Genomic DNA, 4,961 nt, shown 5'->3' with positions numbered 1-4,961 from the left:
GCGGTCGGGGCGCCCCACCGCTCGACCGCCTCGACGAGGGTGGGGTCGGTGCGGAAGAGGTCGTCACCGCCATACGGCGTGGGCTGGTTGAACACCTCGTGGGTCGCCATGACCGCAGGATAGGGCGGGCGTCCGCGGCTGCCGGCGCGGGTGAGTACAACGCCTCATGTGAACTCCCTCTCCCGCCTGGCATGGTGGCGGCGTGCGCTCTTCAGCTGCCCGTGTCGGCCTGGCCACCGTCTCGATCCTCGTGGCGGCGCCGGCCGGCTGCGGCAACGCGGTGACGACGGACGTCGTCGGGATGACCGGCGTGACGGCCGACGCGCAGGGCCGGCCGGTGGTCATCGTGGCGGCCTGCGGGGCGGCATACGACCGGATCGCGGTCAGCGACATGCTCGACCGGAGCACCGTCCCGGCGACCCAGGTCAACGAGACCCTGCTGACCATGACGCGCGAGACACCCCTCACCGGCACCGAGACGGTGTCGCTCACCGACCCGCTCGCGCCCTGGAGCGCGAGCAAACGCTTCGAGCCGACCGAGCCCGACGGGATCGACGTTGCTGCGTTCGCGGAGGGGGAGGACCGGACCACGACCTCGGTGATGGTGACGCGCGCGGAATACCAGCAGGTCAGCGCCGATGTGGTGCTGGTCCGCCAAGGGGAGAGGTGGACTCGCGCGCAGTTCGACGCGCGCGCCTGCGACCGCGACAGCTGGCCGGAAGTGACCATCTCGTGACCCAAAAGGTCTTGCGGTGTGCGCCGTGTCGTCACACGAGGATCACCCGTAACACCTACGCTTAGCGGCGTGGTGGAGACGAAAGGAGCAATCAAGCGCGCCATCGCACCGATCCCCGGTGCGATGTGGCTGGCCCGGATCATCGCCGAAACCGTGCGGATCTGTATGCGCTACCGCGTCACCGGGCTCGCCTCCGAAGCCGGCTTCTTCGCCCTGCTGTCGTTCCCGCCGCTGATCCTCGGACTGTTCGGTGGCGTCGGCTACATCGGCCGGTGGCTCGGCGAGGTCACGATCGAGTCCTTCACCCAGCAGATCGGCACCTACGCCGGCCGCTTCCTGACGCCGGACGTCATCGAGCAGCTGCTGCTGCCGACCGTGAGCGACGTGTTCGCCAACGGCCGCACCGACCTGATCTCGCTCGGGTTCGTGCTGTCGCTGTGGTCGGGGTCGCGGGCGCTGAACGTCTTCATCGACACGATCAGCATCATGTATGGGCAGTCCGGCGTGCGCGGGATCGTCCGGACCCGGGTGCTGAGCTTCACCATGTATGTCGTCACGCTCATCGTCGGTGTCGTGATGATCCCGCTGGTGCTGATCGGCCCGACGCTGCTGGGCCGGATCCTGCCCGACCGGCTCGACTTCCTGGTCATCCTCTATTGGCCGGTCGTCACCGTGCTCGTCGTCTGCTCGCTGACGACGCTTTACCACATCGCCACCCCCAAGCGGACCCCGTGGGTGCGCGACATCCCGGGCGCCGTCGTCACCTTGATCCTGTGGGCCATCGCGTCGTATGTCGTGCGGGGCACCATCTCCGCCTCGCTCGACGGGACCTCCATCTACGGGCCCTTGTCGACCCCGATCGTGCTGCTCATCTGGCTCTACTTCATCGCCATCGCCGTGCTCATCGGTGCCGCCTTCAACGCTGCCACTTTGCACATCCAACCGGCCGCGCGTGAGGTCATTCCCTTCCGCGAACGGGTCAAGCGACCGCTGACGCCGTTCCCCGAGGGCAAGGACCCAGTGGAGCGCAACATCCGATTTGGGTATGCCCGCTTGCATGGGTTAAGGTCTCTGAGCGCACGAACGAGGGAAACCTCGCGGGTGCCGAGTGCGGATGTAGCTCAGTTGGTAGAGCGCAACCTTGCCAAGGTTGAGGTCGCCGGTTCGAGGCCGGTCATCCGCTCGGAGGGTTAAGGCCCCCTTTGGTGGAGTGGCCGAGAGGCGAGGCAGCGGCCTGCAAAGCCGCGTACACGGGTTCAAATCCCGTCTCCACCTCAACCTTAGACTTGGGCGATTGGCGCAGCGGTAGCGCGCTTCCTTGACACGGAAGAGGTCACTGGTTCAAACCCAGTATCGCCCACCAGCACGAAACGGCCCCTGACCAGCGAAAACGCGAGTCAGGGGCCGTTGTCGTTCGGCTGTCGTGCGATAAGCGTGCGATACGAAAGGCCCCTTCATACCGACGAGGGGATCTACCGCATGAGCGCCAACGCAGTGACTGACGGCGGCGAGGTCCGACGCTCCAGCCTCCAGCGATGCTGTCCTCAGGCAACTCCAACCCGACTCTCGGCACCCTGGCGGAGGTTGCGTGTCAAGGGACAGCAGGAACTGCCCAGTGGCGGACATGAAACCTGCCCGCTGACGGTCACGGGAACTGCCCGGTGGTGGCCATGGGATCTGCCCAAGGGGCTGCGGCCACTACCGACCAGGGGCATTCAGTTCAACGGGCTCACCCCTTGGCCGGCGAGTGCCTGGGTGAGTCGCACGCTGTCGCCGCTGGTCTGGCAGACGTGGGCGTGGTGCAGGAGCCGGTCGACGGTAGCGGTGGCCAGTGTCTTGGGCATCAGCTCGTCGAACCCGGACGGGTGCAGGTTCGAGCTGATCGCGACCGAGCGCTTCTCGTAGGCGGCGTCGACGAGCCGGTACAGGCCCTCGGCGGCGTCGACGGCAACCGGTAGCAGCCCGATGTCATCGACGATGACCAAGTCGGCTCGCAGGACGCGGGCGATGGCCTTGGTGACTGTGTCGTCGGCGCGATGGCGGCGCAGCAGGCCGCCGAGGTCTTCCAAGGTGAACCAGGCGACCTTCAGCCCCTGCTCAACGGCAAGTTGTCCGAGTGCTTCCAGCAGGAACGTCTTTCCGGTGCCCGACGGCCCGCACACGACGAGGTTCTCCCGGCGGTGGACCCATTCCAGGGTGCGCAGCGCCTGCTGGGTCGGCGCCGGGATCGAGCAGACCTCGGGCTGCCAGGCATCGAAGGTTTTCCCGGTCGGGAACCCCGCGACCGCCCGCCTGGTCGCTAGTGCGGAGCGTTCCCGACCGGCGACCTCCTCGGCGAACAGCGCCTTGAGCACCTCAGCCGGTTCCCAGCGCTGAGCCTTCGCGGTCGCGACCACCTCGGGTGCGTGGCGACGGATGTGGGGCAGCCGCAACCGACGCAGCAGATCCTCCAGGTCCGCCGGCAGCGCCGGCGCGGACCCAGCCGCCATCGTGGTGCTCCTGGTCGTCATCAGAGCGCCTCGTCTTTGCTGTGCTGGCCGAGTCGTGCCCAGGCGCTGGTGCCCTGGGTCAGCGAGCGATCCTCGCTGGCCCGGTGTTCGCCCGCCTTCGGTGCTCGGGCGTGGTGGTCCAGGATCGAGGACAGGTCGGCTTCGGCGAACCGGCCGTGCACGGCGGCGTGGCCCAGTGCCCAGTCGACCTCGACGGGGTCGAACAGCTTGGCCAGGGCGAGCGCTTCGGTCATCTTGACCCGCATCCGCGGCGTGCCCGCGGCGGCTGCCTCGATCAGCCACAGCCGGGCGCCCTCACCCAGGTCGAGGAACTCCGACTCGGCAGCGTTCCTGGCACGGGGTCGACGGTCCAGCGGTCCCTCGGGCTGGGGTGGGAAGTGGGCGTCGTAGATCTTCGGTGTCCCGGGGGTGGCCCGGTAGTGGCGGGCGATCTCGACAGGGCCGTCGGCGCCGACGTGGACAATCACGACCTGCTCCTCAGCGCCGACACCGTGGACCCGCACCCACACCGTGGCACCGAGCAGCTGATGTGGAACCGAGTACTGGCCGGACTCGAACGTCACCATCGGCGTGTTCACCGGCACCTGTCGAGTGGTGCCGAACGCGACCGTGTGCGGTGTCAGGGCGACCGGGTGGAGTCGGGCGCGCTCCTCGGCGAGCATCTCGACCGGCGGCCGCTTGGTGATCCGGTGCGGGCGGGTGTTGACCTTCTCGCAGAACGCCACACAGGCGGCCTCGAGCTCGGCGAACGAGTCGTAGGCCTCGCGCAGGTTGGTGTCCTTGGGGACGAGGTCGGCCTTGCTGATCTTCACCGACGCCTCGGTGCCGCCCTTGGATGCCGGGTCGGCCGGCACGCAGGTATGCACGCTCATCGAGTAGTGCTCGGCCAACGCGACCAGCTGCGGGTTGCGGACCGGGATCCCGGCGATGTGCTCGACCGTGACGGTCTTCTCGTTGTCGGTCAGCACGTAGGTCGGCACCCCGCCGAGTCGCCGGAACGTGACGTCGAGTGCGGCGAAGACGCTGGGCATGGTCTTGTCCCGCAGCGGCAGCACAACCCGGAACCGGGACCAGGCCAGCCAGGCGACGAACAGGACCGTCTTGACGCCGTCGACGACCGGGCCGTCGCCGTAGTCGTACTGCAGCCACATCCCCGGCTCGGTGATCCAAGGTCGGTGCACCCGCACCCGCCCGGCCCGGTAGGACTGCTTCACGGTCGCGACCGCGCGGCGGGAAGTGCGCTCCGAGCCGGTGTAGCCCAGCGCCACGAGCTTGTCGTGGGCCACGTCGGCGCGGACCTTGCCCTTGGACCGCTCCACCCACTCCTCGACCTTGGGCAGGTACTCATCGATCAGCATCGGCCGACGCGCGGCCTGATCCAGCTCACCGCCGGCGGCACGCCGCTCGACGTAGTGCTTGACCGTGTGGTGGGAGCAGCCAGCCAGCTCCCCAGCATCACGCAACGACCCAGTCAGGTCGTAGGCATTCAAGATTTCCATGATCTCCTCGGCAGACTTCAACTCATCCCTTCCTCGGGAGCGAACGGGCGCATCAGCACCGCTCATCGCACCCGAGGAAAGGGCCTCAACCGCGGACCGCGGCGAGGCAGACGACGTCGTGTCGGGCAGACCCCATGACCGTCAGTGGGCAGTTCTCATGTCCGCCAGCGGGCAGCTTCGTGGCCGTCTCCGGGCAGTTTCTCGTGGCCGCCGACA

Annotated in this window: 3 protein-coding genes, 3 tRNA genes and 1 pseudogene; 5 read left to right on the top strand and 2 right to left on the bottom strand. The window is 68.0% G+C overall.

Annotated elements, in window-relative coordinates:
- The first annotated feature begins 202 nt into the window (after positions 1–202).
- From BN11_RS15805 to BN11_RS15785, 5 genes and pseudogenes are all read left to right on the top strand, one after another.
- Entirely contained in the window at positions 203–736 is a 534-nt protein-coding gene (locus BN11_RS15805) for a hypothetical protein (RefSeq protein WP_048699289.1), read from the top strand.
- A 123-nt stretch (positions 737–859) separates the two neighbouring features.
- A pseudogene (locus BN11_RS22000) lies at positions 860–1,603 on the top strand (YihY/virulence factor BrkB family protein); the annotation flags it as partial.
- A gap of 243 nt (positions 1,604–1,846) precedes the next feature.
- Positions 1,847–1,919 (top strand) — tRNA-Gly (locus tag BN11_RS15795).
- 21 nt (positions 1,920–1,940) lie between these two features.
- A tRNA-Cys gene (locus BN11_RS15790) sits at positions 1,941–2,011 on the top strand.
- A gap of 13 nt (positions 2,012–2,024) precedes the next feature.
- Positions 2,025–2,099 (top strand) — tRNA-Val (locus tag BN11_RS15785).
- A 352-nt stretch (positions 2,100–2,451) separates the two neighbouring features.
- On the opposite strand, the gene istB is transcribed toward BN11_RS15785, so the two are convergent.
- Both istB and istA read right to left on the bottom strand, forming a co-directional pair.
- Positions 2,452–3,246, bottom strand: coding sequence for an IS21-like element helper ATPase IstB (gene istB, locus BN11_RS15780; protein WP_201329189.1), 795 nt, complete (start codon positions 3,244–3,246; stop codon positions 2,452–2,454).
- A complete protein-coding gene (istA, locus tag BN11_RS15775; RefSeq protein ID WP_048693240.1) occupies positions 3,246–4,766 on the bottom strand; it encodes an IS21 family transposase in 1,521 nt (506 codons plus the stop codon). Before istA ends, istB begins: the two co-directional genes overlap by 1 nt.
- Positions 4,767–4,961 lie beyond the last annotated feature (195 nt).

Source organism: Nostocoides australiense Ben110 (genome assembly GCF_001050535.1).
GTDB classification, from domain to species: Bacteria; Actinomycetota; Actinomycetes; order Actinomycetales; family Dermatophilaceae; genus Nostocoides_A; species Nostocoides_A australiense.
This window is presented reverse-complemented; position numbering and strand designations above follow the sequence as displayed.